The sequence below is a fragment of the Veillonella sp. genome (genome assembly GCF_041333735.1).
Classification (GTDB): Bacteria; Bacillota; Negativicutes; order Veillonellales; family Veillonellaceae; genus Veillonella.
Window position 1 is genome coordinate 50,791 of record NZ_JBGKFB010000001.1, and the last position, 13,823, is coordinate 64,613.

Consider the following 13,823-nt stretch of genomic DNA (forward strand, 5'->3'; position numbering starts at 1 on the left):
CATGATGATTCCTATACGCCGTATTCTTTAATAGGCTGCGAATAATAATTTGATAATAATAGGCTGCAATGAAATCATTGCAGCCTATACTTATCGCTTATAGCATATTATTTTGCGTAATCCACAACGCGAGTTTCACGAATAATTACGACCTTAATTTGGCCTGGATATTCGAGTTCAGACTCGATGCGTTTTACGATATTCCGAACGAGTAATGTAGACTCAGCTTCATCAATCTTATCCGGTTTTACTACAACGCGAATCTCACGACCTGCTTGAATAGCAAAGCATTTTTCAACGCCTTCGAAGGATTCAGCGATTTCTTCCAATTTAGATAAACGTTTCAAGTAGTTTTCTAATGTTTCTCGACGTGCTCCAGGACGAGCCGCAGAGATAGCATCAGCAGCTGCAACTAATACAGCTTCTACAGATTGGAACTCTTCATCACCATGATGAGCGCCAATGCAGTTAATTACTGCTGCGCTTTCACGATATTTACGAGCCACATCAACACCGATTTGAACATGAGAACCCTCAAGTTCACGGTCCAATGCTTTACCAATATCATGGATTAAACCACCTCGTTTAGCCAATGTTACATCACAGCCTAGTTCAGCTGCCATCAAACCTGCTAAATGAGATACTTCAATAGAATGTTTCAAAACGTTTTGACCGTAACTAGTACGATATTTCAAACGACCTAAAATCTTTACAATTTCAGGATGTAAGCCATGAACATCAGCTTCAAATGTTGCTTGTTCACCAGCTTCTTTAATAGTTTGGTCAACCTCTTTGCGAGCTTTACCAACCATTTCTTCAATACGAGCTGGATGGATACGACCGTCTACAATCAATTTTTCCAAAGCAATACGAGCCACTTCACGACGAATTGGATCGAAACCGGAAAGAATAACTGCTTCTGGTGTGTCATCGATAATCAAGTCAATACCTGTTAATGTTTCGAGTGCACGAATATTACGGCCTTCACGACCGATAATGCGACCCTTCATTTCATCATTAGGCAATGCCACTACGGATACGGTAGTCTCCGCTACATGGTCAGCTGCGCAACGTTGGATAGCAGAGGAGATAATTTCTTTTGCTTTTTTCTCCGCGTCATCCTTAGCTTGCTGCTCCATTTCCTTAACCATAATCGCCGTTTCATGACGAATTTCTTGTTCCACATTCGTTAACAAGATATTCTTAGCTTCTTCAAATGTCATACCGGAAATACGTTCCAATTCTGCCATTTGTTTTTCATACAAAGCTTCAATTTTTTCACGGCTTTGGGCTAAGTCAGCTTCTTTGCGATGTAAAGCTTCCTCTTTGTGCTCAATATTGTCTAATTTTTTATCCAAAGATTCTTCTTTTTGAAGAATACGACGTTCCATACGTTGAAGTTCGGAACGGCGATCTTTATTTTCTCGTTCTACATCAGAACGGAGCTTATGAATTTCTTCTTTCGCTTCTAATAAAGCTTCTTTCTTTTTAGACTCAGCTGTTCGCTCACCATTAGCGATGATACGTGCAGCCTCTTGCTCAGCTTGATTCAGTTTTCCTTCAGCAATATTTTTTCTAAAAAAATAGCCTGCCCCTAGTCCAATCAGTACCATTACCACTGCAATTAGACAATACTCTAAAATATGTCCCACATCTTCTAAAATCTGTCTCACCTCCTCTTAAATTCTCAAAATCGAGCTTTCATGCTCCTTTTTATGCCCTTCATGCATTAAATTATCATTTAGCCATATCATCATATAAATAAATAAGGCTATTATTAATTTTAGACTTGAAAGCCCTTTCTGTCAAGATTTTACAAGCCTAGTAAGGCCTCAGAAAAAGTACTATCTATTCATAAAAATCATTGCACACAACTTGGATAGTACTCGTTGAAAACCCTCTATATTTGAGAAAATTAAAGACTTTTACACGAGGAGTGCAGTCCTCATTGAGAATGGAACCAAATTTTTTCTCCACCACACGATAAGCAGCTTTCACTTCATCATAATTAGAGATTTCCTGAGGCACTGTAAGACCTCGCAGCTTCATCTTTTGCTTAATCATATACGCACCGTATTTCTGTTCTTTCATCAAGTACGCCAATACTTGCTCAGATAAGCGTTCATCATTGATGTAATCATAGTCTCTAAGACGTTCAAGGACCCGCTCAATGATTGGGTCCTCGATTTGTTTACGTCTCATTTTTTGTGTCAGTTCATAGGAACTAAGAAATCGTTGAGCTAGGAAGCGATACGCTTGATCCATAGCAGCTTGCAGCGTTTCGTCACTCATGATTATACTTCTTCAGTTACTTCTTCACCGATTACATCAATTTCTTCAGTGCCAACCGCTAATGTATCGCGAATAATACGATCGATTTCATCAGCGATTTGTGGATTATCTAACAAATATTGTTTAGCTGCTTCTTTACCTTGGCCCATGCGTTCACCGTTATAGGAATACCATGCACCAGATTTATTGATGATTTCCATATTTGTGCCAATATCGATAAGTGTACCAGCTTTGGAGATACCTTCACCGTACATCAAATCAAACTCAGCTGTTTTGAATGGAGGTGCTACTTTATTCTTAACAACTTTAACTTTAGTGCGAGCACCAACATTTTCGTTATTAGCTTTAATTAATTCACCCTTACGAACATCAAGACGTACGGAGGAATAGAATTTCAACGCACGACCACCTGTTGTAGTTTCAGGATTACCAAACATTACGCCTACTTTTTCACGCAATTGGTTGATAAAGATAACAACAGTTTTAGATTTGCTGATGATACCAGTCAATTTACGCAATGCTTTACTCATCAAACGAGCTTGAAGACCTACGTGAGCATCGCCCATTTCGCCTTCGATTTCAGCTTTAGGAACTAAAGCTGCAACTGAGTCAACTACGACAATATCTACAGCGCCACTACGAACAAGAGCTTCTGTAATTTCAAGAGCTTGCTCACCATTGTCTGGTTGAGAAATCAATAAGTTATTGATATCTACGCCCAAGTTACGAGCATATACCGGATCCATCGCATGCTCCGCATCAATAAATGCCGCAATACCACCTTGTTTTTGCGCTTCTGCTACAGCATGAAGCGCTACTGTTGTTTTACCAGAAGATTCTGGACCGTAAATTTCAATTACACGGCCGCGAGGGAAGCCCCCTACACCAACAGCGATATCGATAGCAAGGGAACCGGAGGAGATAACCTCTACATTCATGCGATCTGCTGCTTCACCAAGGCGCATAATAGCGCCTTTACCAAAGTCTTTTTCAATTTGTTTTAACGCGTTATCCAACGCTGCTTGTCTGCCATCTACAGCCATTATTTTATTTCCCCTTTTCTGTTATATAAGTATACACATAATATAGTGCTAGCTCTGCTGCACTTTGTCGAATATCTTCGCGATTACCAATTAAATTAGCCTTGTGAGCTACTGTCCCATGAGGTCCAGTTACACCGAACCACACAAGACCAACCGGCTTCTCAGGACTACCACCACCGGGACCAGCTATACCAGTCGTAGAAACGGCATATGTTGTTTGACCCACAGTTCGTGCCCCCTCTGCCATAGCCTTAGCGACTTGCTCACTTACGGCACCATACGTATCGAGCATATCTTGAGGTACACTTAGTACACGATGTTTTATGTCGTTGCTATACGAAATAACGCCACCCATGTAGTACTCACTACTGCCACTCACATTAGTTAGTAATTTACCAACTAATCCAGAAGTACAGGATTCAGCAGTACTAATAGTGCTATGCTCTTCAAGTAACACATGACCAAGTGTTTCCTCCATAGAAACAGTCAAGTCACGTCCTACACGAGCTCCTAATCGTTCTCGAATGATAGCATCCCAAGGGTTGAGAACCTCATGGGCAGCCTCTAAGGTGTCAGCCTTAGCAGTAATACGAACCTCTATGTACCCCTTTTTAATGAGCAAAGCAATGGTTGGATTTGATTGGTTCTTAATGAGATCCATTAAGGTATTTTCTAAACCAATTTCGCGAATATCGTATACCCCATAGCGATAGGAGGTAACAACACCTTGTGAACCAAATCGATTCATTAAATAAGGCACCACACTATCGTGGAACATACCCTTCATCTCACCTGGAGGTCCTGGCAAAAGTATGTATGTAGTATCTCCATCTTCCACTACAACACCAGGCGCTACGCCTACCGGATTATGTAATACGTTTGCGCCTTCAGGCAACTCAGCTTCTCGACGACTTGCATCCGGCACGGTACGTTTTACACGGTCAAAGAATTTTTTAACCTCATCCATAGCCTCTTGATTAAATACAATAGGTCGTCCAATAGAATCGGCTAATACATTTCGTGTAATATCCCCTTGCGTTGGTCCTAATCCGCCAGTACTAATAACGATGTCCGCTCTAGTGCTAGCTAATTGAAAGACCTCTGCCATGCGCTTAGGATTATCCCCCACGACAGATTGATGAGCAATAGTATATCCTAATTTATTTAATTCTTGTGCTAACCAAGATACATTAGTGTTAACTGTATCACCTAGCAATAACTCTGAACCTGTAGAAATGAGTTCTACAATCATCAGATCACCTCCACAATCGAATGTATCGAGCTGTGTTTTATTCTACAACCGTAGCTACTACGTCGTAAGCAAAGCCCTGCTCTACTTGTACCTTAAGAATATCTCCAGGTTGAATCTCTTCTCCGCAGTCTTCAATGTACATATTACCGTCTACATCAGGTGCTTGAGATTTTAAGCGTCCTTTAGCGAGTAATGTACCATTCTCACCTTCCTCGATTTCTTCTACCATTGCATAGTCAATAGTACCTTCTAAATCGCGGTTATTTTCTTCAGAAATAGCGGCTTGGATGGACATGAGAATATGATAACGGTCTTCTTTTACCTCTTCTGGCACTTGGTCTTCACGCGCACCAGCTGGTGTACCTTCCTCTTGAGAATAAGTAAATACGCCCATATTATCAAATTTGATTTCTTTTACAAAGTCGCAAAGTTCCTCAAATTGCTCATCTGTTTCACCAGGGAAGCCAACAATAATAGATGTACGCAATGTAATATGTGTAGGAGCATTTCTAATTTTCTTAAGCAACCGTTCAATATCATTGCGATCATCTCGACGATTCATTTGTTTTAAAATATCGTTATTAACATGTTGTAATGGGATATCTACATATTTACAAAGTTTTGGCTCATTAACGATAAGATCTAACAATTCATCAGAGAAGAATGTTGGATATAGGTATAACATACGAATCCATTCGATGCCTTCTACTGTAGTTAACTCCTTAAGCAATGTAGTCAACAAAGGCTTGCCATCGTTAAGGTCAATGCCATAACTAGTCGTATCTTGAGCAATAAGAACAACCTCTTTAACACCTGCTGCAGCTAAGCGTTCCACTTCGGCCTTAATAGATTCGATAGTACGACTGCGGAATGCACCACGCACCTTTGGAATAATGCAGAAGGTACAACCATTGTTACAGCCTTCCGCAATTTTTACATACGCACTGTAACGAGGTGTTGTTTGAATACGAGGCATGCGCTCATCATAGATATTTGTAATATTTTCCATGATACAACTACGGTTGCCATGCTCAATAGCATCAACAGCTACCATGATTTGGTCCCATGCACCTGTACCGATCAAAGCATCAATTTCAGGAATTTCTTTGAATAGCTCATCTTGATATTGTTGGCTTAAGCAACCTGCTACAATAAGGCCTTTACATGTACCATCTTCTTTATATTGAGCTACCTCAAGAATGGTATTGATAGACTCCGCTTTGGCTTTCTCAATAAAAGTACAGGTATTTACGACGATAAGATCTGCTTCGCTTAGGTCCTCTGTAATCGTATAGCCATTATCTTTCAATAAGCCTAACATTACCTCTGTATCTACTAAGTTTTTAGCACAACCTAGGCTAACATATCCTAATTTCTTACCCATTCTATATCCTTTCTTAACAAGATTATTTTCAATTTACTACCTTAATAGGATCTATATAACTGAGTTATTCCTTACGGAAACGCACTTGGCTAACCCAGTGATTTAGTAATAATTTTTTACCATCAATGGTGTAACCGCCATTTACAGGCCATAAAATTAGCTCATGTCCCAATGAGTCTTTTGGCTCATCCATTTCTGGATTTGTAAATATATAGGTGAAGTTATTTTCAACCATATATTTTGCGGTCTTTGTAGATAACAACCAATTAATAAATTCGACGCTATCTGCTTTATGTTTTGAATTTTTTAATACGGCCGCCCCAGTTACATAATAAGAGGTCCCATCCGTTGGATAAATGACCTTAATTGGATATCCATGACGCGTATATTGGGCCGCATCAGATAAATTACCAATGCCGATATTAGACTCTCCAAGCGCTGTTAAACGAACTGGGGTAGACAAGAACTTAGCATGTTGTATTACATGAGGTTTTAAGCTATATAGATAGTTTAATGCTTCAGGCTCCCCTCTATATTCCACCATGTTATATAACAAGTTTGCCGCATTCTGAGAGGCTACAAAATCGGTCATTACAATGGTCCAATCACCTTGTTTTGCCAAGGTATCCCATGTAGTAATATATTTACCAACCCCATTGTAGAAGGTATCATTTTGAACAAATACGATAGGATCATACCAAAGGCCTACCCAATATCCATTTGTATCCTTTAGATTGTCACGAACCTCGTCAATTTTCTCATTAACAATAGGTGCATATTTCCCAGTATTGGCGCCTACAACGAGGTTATCCTCAGAGGTAAGTACAATATCACCAGATGTATCAGCTACATTTGAGGCCGAACGTTGCGCCATTTGCTCTTCTGTAAGAGGCATAACTGTAACTTTTACATTCTTCTCATCTTCATAACGATCGGCAAGCAATGTAGTTATATTATTCGGTAAGTCTGTATAAACTATAATCTCACCACGAACAGGCTCTTTTTCATGTTCCAATTGTTCTTGATGGTAAAAGTTTACGCCATAGGTCAACATCCCTACCACAAAAAGGGCTAAAATGCCCGGAGCAATCCATCGTTTCATATATGCCTCCTATAAGACATAAAGTATCCCCAAATGAGATTAGATAAAACTAATCTCTATAATTAACGACCACCACGGCTTTTGTTAGAGGGACGACCTTTAGTCATACCACTGCGAGATGATCTCCCCTTACTAAGAGCAGCCTGTTGGTTAGAGCACGTGTTTCCCTTACTACGCTGCTCACCTGATTGACGTCCGCTGCGACGATTATTAGCTTGTACTCTATTACGGTTGCCAGTGCCCGCACCAGTACGATTACTATTGCGACCAATTGGGCGTGGTGGAATCAAACATTCTGGTCCAAATCCAATTAAATCACGCCGATTAGCTTCAATGAGTGCTTCTTTTACAAGATCATAATTTTCAATATTTTTATATTGCATTAAAGCACGTTGCTTAGCTTTATCTCTACCTTTTTTGGCTACGTATACAGGCTTTCCATCTAGAGGATTAATCCCCGTATAGTACATACAAGTCGATAGGCTGCCCGGTGTTGGAATAAAATCCTGTACTTGTTCTGGATACATATGTTGATCACGCAAGAACTCTGCTAATTCAATAGCATCCTCCAAGGCACAACCAGGATGAGAACTCATAAAGTATGGCACTAAATATTGCTTCTTACCAAGCTTTTTATTAGCCTCTTCAAACCAAGATTTGAAGGTGAGGAATTCTTCCTTACCCGCTTTCCCCATCATATTGGTAACCCGTTTAGATACGTGTTCTGGTGCTACCTTCAATTGGCCACTAACGTGAAACTCACACAGCTCTCGTACGAAGTCTTTATTGTTATCCGCCAGCACATAGTCATAGCGCAAACCAGAACGAACAAATACCTTTTTTACTCCTTTTAGCTTACGTAATTTACGGAGTAGTGCAATATAATCATCATGGTTTGTATTAAGGTTTTCACAAGGCTCTGGAGCTGCACATGTACGACCTTTACAAGCGCCATATACAGCTTGTTTATCACAGGCTAAATGACGGAAGTTTGCAGTAGGCCCCCCAACATCGTGAATATAACCCTTAAAATTGTCCATCTCAATCATCGTTTGGGCTTCGTCGATTAAAGACTCATGGCTACGATTTTGAATGATGCGACCTTGGTGATTGGTAATGGCACAGAATGAACAGCTACCAAAGCAGCCGCGTTGACTAACAAGGCTAAATTGTACTTCACTTAACGCTGGTACGCCACCTTTATCATCGTATTTAGGATGCCACTTACGTGTATATGGCAAGTTATATACACCATCCATTTCCTCCTGTGTCAAAGGCAAAGCAGGCGTATTTTGAATAAGATATCTGTCCCCATGCTTTTGGACTACCATACGACCATAAAATGGGTCTTGTTCATCATATTGAATACGGAATGCATCAGCAAAGGCCATCTTATCAGCTTTAATTTCCTCAAAAGACGGGCATTCAATATAGTCTATAGTAGGAATTTCCTTTGCCATGTAACAAATACCGCGAATAGATGGCAAGGACTCTTTAAAGCGACCTTGATCTAGAGCATCTGCTAATTCCACAATTTGAAGTTCACCCATACCATAAACAAGTACATCGGCCTTAGAATCAACTAAGATAGAGCGACGTACAGTATCTGACCAATAATCATAATGACCAAAGCGGCGCAAGGATGCCTCTATACCACCGATAATAAGCGGCACATCACTATATGCCTCTTTCATACGGTTCGCATATACCAAGGTAGCCCGATCTGGACGATGACCAGCTTCACCACCGGGAGAATAATCATCTTGACGGCGAATCTTCTTTGCGGCCGTAAATTTATTGAGCATTGAGTCTAGATTCCCTGCTGTAACAAGGGACGCTAGACGCGGTTTACCTAGTTTTTTGAAAGCCTCTACATCATTCCAATCTGGTTGATCTATAATGCCTACACGATAACCTTTGAACTCTAGGTACCTGCCGATAACAGCAGGAGCAAAGGATGGGTGGTCTACATAGGCGTCCCCACTGATGAGAACGAAATCTAATTCGGCCCAGCCACGTTCCTTCATATCCGAAGGTTCTGTTACTAAAAATCTATCCATCGATTGAGTAAATGCCTTTCTTTCCTTTTATTAGAAAAGGAATAACCATAGTAAAAATAATGCCATACAGAATAAAATTATGCCTAAAATAATGCGTTCTTGTACGATAGAGCGTTGACGTTTACGTTGACGTGTTTCTAAGGACATTCGTTTCTTAGAGGTTTGGTATTCAACGAACTCGCTTTGTACCAAATTAGGAGTAGCTTGAGCTTTCTGTCTCGTCACAGAGCGTAAAGAAAAAGTATCAATATCCCCTACTTGGCTTTGGTAGGCTTTCACCAAGCGATCACCATCAAGATCTAAATAATTGCCGTAATTACGAATAAAGCCTTTCACGTAGACCTGACCAGGAATGATGTCATATTTACCATCTTCGATAGCTTCCAAATAGGTTGTCTTAATGTGAAGTACTTGCTCCACATCTTTAAAGGTTAGATTACGTCTTACCCGTTCACGTCGTAATTCTTCGCCTAATTCAGCCATTTTCGTTCCTTTCTAACTCTACATACTACTCATATCGTAATCATTCAATTATTGTTCATCATTGGAGTCCGAGAAATAGCGAGCCTTTGCTTGTTCAGGACTCATTAAAATCTCTCGAGCTTTACTGCCCATGCTAGGGCCCACGATTTTAAGATCTTCCATCGTATCTACAAGACGAGCCGCACGAGTATATCCAATGCGGAAGCGCCGCTGCAACATGGATACAGAAGCTTGACCAGATTCCATTACAAGATTAACAGCACGCTCTAATAATTCATCGCGGTAAATATCATTTTCTTCAGATGATTCTTTCTCTGTTTCCTTTTCAGCCTCTTGTGTAACAGTATCATCATATTCTGGTTCTCGTTGAGCTTTTACAAATTCCACAAGATGTTCAACTTCATCATCAGAGATAAATGCACCTTGTACACGAATTGGTTTATTCGCCCCGATTGGAGCAAACAACATATCACCTTTACCAAGTAATTTCTCAGCCCCCGCCATATCGAGGATGGTACGGGAGTCAATTTGAGAGCCTACGGCAAAGGAAATACGGCTCGGTACATTGGCCTTAATAGAACCAGTAATAACGTTAACAGATGGACGTTGTGTAGCAAGTACCATATGAATACCCGCAGCACGCGCCATTTGTGCTAAGCGGCTAATAGATTCTTCAATATCATCAGGAGCTGTCATCATAAGGTCAGCTAACTCATCAATAATTAATACAATCAACGGCATAGCCGCCTTAGGATGCGCTTCGTTATAACTCTTAATATCTCGTTTACCAGATGCTGCAAAGGCTTTATAACGAGCCTCCATTTCACGAACGGCCCAACGCAATACAGCAGCTGCTTTTTTCATATCTGTTACAACTGGCGCCATCAAGTGAGGAATGCCGTTATAAATAGACAATTCAACCATCTTAGGGTCGATTAATAATAACTTGACCTCTTCCGGTTTACGACTAAATAGAATACTGGAAATCAAGGTATTAACACATACAGACTTACCAGAACCCGTAGTACCTGCTACAAGCAAGTGAGGCATCTTCGCAAGGTCTGTAATAACAGGTTTCCCTGCAATATCTTTACCAAGACCAACAGGAATGCCACCACGCGCATCCTTGAAGTCACTGCAATCAAGAACATCGCGCAAATGCACGGCCTCTGTTGTCTTATTAGGAACCTCAATACCTATAGCAGATTTACCAGGAATTGGAGCCTCCATACGAATATGTTGAGCCGCTAAATTAAGGGCAATATCATCTGTTAAATTAACGATACGGCTAACCTTTACACCCGGTGCAGGTTCAATTTCATAACGCGTAACAGTTGGACCTTGTGTTGCATTAACGACCTTAGCAGTGATGCCAAAGTTGCTCAATACATTTTCAAGCATCATTGCATTTTGAGCTACTTCTTCACCATTGCTTTGACTCCCCTTCCCTTTCGCCAAAATATCAAGGCTTGGGAAATGATAAGGTCTATCATAGGTACGGTGAATTTGACCCTCTTTAGACACTGCTACTTGTGCTGTATCTTCTGTAGTACTAATGGTAGACGGTACTTGTAAGCTCATACCAGTCATACCTGCACCAGCACTTACAGAACTTGCAGCAGCACCTGTTCCAGGCACCGCAGACGCTATGGCAGCATGGTTAGTTTCCAATGGACCCATCGTTGTATTTTGATATGTGAACTCCGGTTGGTCCTCATGAGTATTGTCTCCTGATTCAGAATCATCGGAATATCCTTCATCTGGAGTATATGTATAATCCTCATCTGGAACATACACATAATCATCACCAGTAGATCTACTAGTATCTAAGAATTGATCGAAATCATCCGCATCATAAGACTTCGCATCACCAGAAGCTTCAGAAATATTCGCCAATTGTTCTGCTGCTCGATTGCGTGCCTCTATCTCGGCTAATTCTTTCCAAGATGTAGGAGCCTTTGGTGTTTCCACAGTTGTGACTGTATCCGCTATTGGTTCCACCTCTACAGAGGTATCAGTTTCAAAGCTGTCTCTATCAGTAGTAATGCCTCGTTTTTCTAAAGTATCTAATGCTTGGTCTGCAGCATCTTCAAAGCGCGTATCTTTTTCCCTATTATAGGCTTTACGCTGTGCCGCCGCCTCTTTACGTTGCTCATTCCAGTCCTCAAAGACCTCTTTCGCCACGGCTACCTTCTCAGCAGCTACCTCTTTTGCTACATCTAAACCTACTTGAGTTTTATCCGCTGCCTTTTGCAACCCACTGCGCAAAGATAATCGAGTAATAAGAAGACCAAAGGCTAACAATAAGAATACATCAAGAATAATAGCACCTAAATTACCTAACAAAGTGCGCATGAATGTTGCAATGGCGCCACCTACAACACCACCTTGGTTAGCCAATTGTGTTGTGATAAGTTCCTGCCCCTCAGGAACGCGCCACAACGGAACGAGAGCTAACAAGAATAAGAAAAACAAGGTCATTACAATGCCTCGTTTTGTAATGGAAATAAATGTCCCCTTATATAATAATCTCCAACCTACCCAGAAAACACACAAACAAGGAATAATCCCACCTAGGCCGAAGCCGTAGCGGAATATACCTGTTAAGATTTCACCGACAAGACCGAGTTCAAAGCCAAAGAATCCGAGCAGGGAAATAACTGCAAAGGCAATTACAATTAAGCCTTTAACTTCGCTACGCAAGGAAAATCCTTGAGACTTAGTTTGCTGTTTTGTACTTGTTCGCTTTCGTCGTGTATTGCGTTTTTTGGTGGAAGTTTTTTCTTCTGCCATAAATCTATACAAACCCCTTACTTATATAACATTACAGTAAATTAACTTATCATTATATTATAGCATATATCGAAGTATTTAGTTAGCTTTTACGCCGTTCCTCCCAGTCGTGAAGTAACTGTTCTTCTTTGCCTCTTTTAATACCATTGTAATATATAGCATCCTTAAGAGGTGTTGGTAAATATTGCTGTTTTACATAGCCATTTGGATAGTTATGAGCATATTTATAAGTGTTCCCATGGCCTAGTTTGCTAGCACCACTATAATGACTATCTTTTAAATGATCTGGCACCTGTCCACAATCCTTGTGGCGCACATCGGCAATGGCTGCATCGATTGCCATATAAGCAGAATTACTTTTCGGCGCTAAGGCTACATAACAAGCCGCCTCAGATAATATAATGCGCGCTTCCGGGAAGCCTACCATATGAGCGGCTTGAGCGGCTGCATTAGCAAGAATTAAAGCTTGAGGATCTGCTAGACCTACATCTTCAGCAGCACAAATTACGATACGACGAGCGATAAAGTTTGGATCTTCGCCAGCTTCAATCATACGAGCGAGATAATGAACCGTCGCTTGTACATCAGAACCACGCATACTTTTAATAAACGCAGAAATCGTATCGTAGTGACTATCGCCTTTTTTGTCGTATGTATAAATACGGCGGCCTACGACCTTTTCAAGGACCTCTATAGTAATAGACCCTTCATCAGGTACCATTGCTGCTGCCTGCTCTAAAATATTTAACGCCATACGCCCATCGCCATTGACGAAAATCCCTACATCTTCAAGAACCTCATCTGTCACCTGTAGATGCCGTTTACCAAGGCCTACCTCTTCATCTGTAATAGCACGGCGCAAAATTTGGCCTATAGCCTTTGGTGTAAGCGCTTCTAGGGTAATTAACCTTAGACGAGATAAAAGTGGTCTATTTACCTCAAAAAATGGATTTTCTGTAGTAGCGCCAATGAGGATGATTGTGCCATCCTCTACACAAGGTAAAAGTACATCTTGTTGGCTTTTATTAAAACGGTGAATTTCATCGAGGAATAAAATGGTTCGTTGTTGTAAAGATCGCACTCGCTTACGAGCATCCTCTATGATATTACGCAGCTCACCTATGCCCGCATTAGTAGCATTTAAATTGACAAAATGACTATTGCTAACCTTCGCGATAATACCTGCTAGTGTAGTTTTACCCGTTCCACAAGGGCCATAAAAAAGCATAGATGGAATTGTATCCTTTTCAACCATGGCGCGCAAGAAAGTCCCCTTCCCTACCGCTTTTTCTTGACCATATAAATGGTCTAATGTGGTAGGACGCATACGCACCGGTAACGGTTCATACGTATTGGTAGGCGTCATATCAAATAAACTATCCATTCTATCACCTCAATCCATAACATCTTATCT

General features: G+C 40.8%; 10 protein-coding genes. All 10 read right to left on the reverse strand.

What is annotated here, in order from left to right; translation table 11 throughout:
- Positions 1-107: 107 nt before the first annotated feature.
- The 10 genes from rny to ACDF53_RS00305 all read right to left on the reverse strand — a co-directional run bounded on the left by rny (position 108) and on the right by ACDF53_RS00305 (position 13,793).
- The gene (gene rny / locus ACDF53_RS00260) at positions 108-1,652 is read right to left on the reverse strand and encodes a ribonuclease Y (protein WP_105094511.1); all 1,545 of its coding nucleotides are present in this window, start codon (positions 1,650-1,652) and stop codon (positions 108-110) included.
- 196 nt (positions 1,653-1,848) lie between these two features.
- Positions 1,849-2,292, reverse strand: a complete 444-nt coding sequence (locus tag ACDF53_RS00265) for a regulatory protein RecX (RefSeq protein ID WP_370815154.1) — start codon at positions 2,290-2,292, stop codon at positions 1,849-1,851.
- 2 nt (positions 2,293-2,294) lie between these two features.
- Positions 2,295-3,335 (reverse strand): recombinase RecA, encoded by a 1,041-nt coding sequence (gene recA / locus ACDF53_RS00270; RefSeq protein WP_105094512.1) that lies wholly within the window; start codon positions 3,333-3,335, stop codon positions 2,295-2,297.
- Between the two features lie 4 nt (positions 3,336-3,339).
- Positions 3,340-4,587, reverse strand: a complete 1,248-nt coding sequence (locus ACDF53_RS00275) for a competence/damage-inducible protein A (RefSeq protein WP_370815155.1) — start codon at positions 4,585-4,587, stop codon at positions 3,340-3,342.
- A gap of 37 nt (positions 4,588-4,624) precedes the next feature.
- Complete coding sequence (gene rimO / locus ACDF53_RS00280) at positions 4,625-5,971, reverse strand: 30S ribosomal protein S12 methylthiotransferase RimO (RefSeq protein WP_105089408.1); 1,347 nt, start codon at positions 5,969-5,971, stop codon at positions 4,625-4,627.
- A gap of 64 nt (positions 5,972-6,035) precedes the next feature.
- Positions 6,036-7,073 (reverse strand): ABC transporter substrate-binding protein, encoded by a 1,038-nt coding sequence (locus ACDF53_RS00285; protein ID WP_105089409.1) that lies wholly within the window; start codon positions 7,071-7,073, stop codon positions 6,036-6,038.
- Positions 7,074-7,135: 62 nt separating this feature from the next.
- A complete protein-coding gene (locus tag ACDF53_RS00290) occupies positions 7,136-9,133 on the reverse strand; it encodes a YgiQ family radical SAM protein (protein WP_370815156.1) in 1,998 nt (665 codons plus the stop codon).
- 30 nt (positions 9,134-9,163) lie between these two features.
- On the reverse strand, positions 9,164-9,616 hold the full coding sequence (locus ACDF53_RS00295) for a helix-turn-helix transcriptional regulator (protein WP_105089411.1): 453 nt from the start codon (positions 9,614-9,616) through the stop codon (positions 9,164-9,166).
- Between the two features lie 48 nt (positions 9,617-9,664).
- The gene (locus tag ACDF53_RS00300) at positions 9,665-12,409 is read right to left on the reverse strand and encodes a DNA translocase FtsK 4TM domain-containing protein (RefSeq protein WP_370815157.1); all 2,745 of its coding nucleotides are present in this window, start codon (positions 12,407-12,409) and stop codon (positions 9,665-9,667) included.
- 82 nt (positions 12,410-12,491) lie between these two features.
- Complete coding sequence (locus tag ACDF53_RS00305; protein WP_370815158.1) at positions 12,492-13,793, reverse strand: replication-associated recombination protein A; 1,302 nt, start codon at positions 13,791-13,793, stop codon at positions 12,492-12,494.
- Between the last annotated feature and the right edge of the window lie 30 nt (positions 13,794-13,823).

Coding starts and splice junctions, on each gene's coding strand:
- ACDF53_RS00275 (WP_370815155.1), bottom strand. CDS start 4,587: ATGATTGTAGAACTCATTTCTACAGGTTCAGAGTTATTGCTAGGTGAT.
- ACDF53_RS00285 (WP_105089409.1), bottom strand. CDS start 7,073: ATGAAACGATGGATTGCTCCGGGCATTTTAGCCCTTTTTGTGGTAGGG.
- rimO (WP_105089408.1), bottom strand. CDS start 5,971: ATGGGTAAGAAATTAGGATATGTTAGCCTAGGTTGTGCTAAAAACTTA.
- recA (WP_105094512.1), bottom strand. CDS start 3,335: ATGGCTGTAGATGGCAGACAAGCAGCGTTGGATAACGCGTTAAAACAA.
- ACDF53_RS00300 (WP_370815157.1), bottom strand. CDS start 12,409: ATGGCAGAAGAAAAAACTTCCACCAAAAAACGCAATACACGACGAAAG.
- ACDF53_RS00265 (WP_370815154.1), bottom strand. CDS start 2,292: ATGAGTGACGAAACGCTGCAAGCTGCTATGGATCAAGCGTATCGCTTC.
- ACDF53_RS00295 (WP_105089411.1), bottom strand. CDS start 9,616: ATGGCTGAATTAGGCGAAGAATTACGACGTGAACGGGTAAGACGTAAT.
- ACDF53_RS00305 (WP_370815158.1), bottom strand. CDS start 13,793: ATGGATAGTTTATTTGATATGACGCCTACCAATACGTATGAACCGTTA.
- ACDF53_RS00290 (WP_370815156.1), bottom strand. CDS start 9,133: ATGGATAGATTTTTAGTAACAGAACCTTCGGATATGAAGGAACGTGGC.